Origin of the sequence: Alistipes sp. CAG:29 (assembly GCF_000435435.1) — a bacterium.
Taxonomy (GTDB): Bacteria; Bacteroidota; Bacteroidia; order Bacteroidales; family Rikenellaceae; genus Alistipes; species Alistipes onderdonkii.
In genome coordinates this window covers 1-617 of sequence record NZ_FR893495.1, presented here as the reverse complement: position 1 = coordinate 617, position 617 = coordinate 1, and the positions used below count along the sequence as shown (strand labels likewise).

General features: G+C 49.6%; 1 protein-coding gene. It reads left to right on the top strand.

Going from position 1 to position 617, the window contains the following annotated elements; all coding sequences use genetic code 11:
• Positions 1–567: glycosyltransferase family 4 protein (locus tag QVP03_RS11525; protein WP_288210791.1), on the top strand; the 567-nt coding region annotated here is incomplete at its 5' end.
• Positions 568–617 lie beyond the last annotated feature (50 nt).

Genomic DNA, 617 nt, shown 5'->3' with positions numbered 1-617 from the left:
GGGGGGGGGTATTTGCTCCGCATACTGTTTTCCGGGGTCGACTGGGAGCGGAAAGGCGGCGAGATTGCTGTAGATACGGTCATGCAGCTTAATGCCGCCGGTATCCGTGCGACGCTGTATGTCGCAGGTATTAAAGACCTGCCTCAAAAACACCGGGATAATCCGCATGTTAAAAACATCGGCTTTTTGAATAAGAATATTCCCGAACAATATCACCAGTATGTGCAACTTTGGCAGCAAGCCGATATTCTGTTGTTGCCGACACGCGCGGAATGCTCTGCCATCGTGTATTGCGAGGCTGCGGCTTACGGAATCCCCGTTTTCACGACCGATACCGGCGGAATAGCTAATTATGTCGTGAACGGCGTGAACGGATACAGGCTTCCCCTGACAGGTACGGGAGCCGATTTTGCCAACAAGATAAAGGAGTGCATATGCAAGCAGGAATTTTCCGGATTGTCTGAAAATGCAAGGAGATTATATAAAGAAAAATTGAGCTGGCCGGCCTGGTCTTCCCGGTTTGCTGAAATGGTGGAAACTTATTCCGAACGAGAAAATCAAATATAAGATACGAGATAATGGCACCAAAACGCACCATCCTGATTACGGGCGGCGCG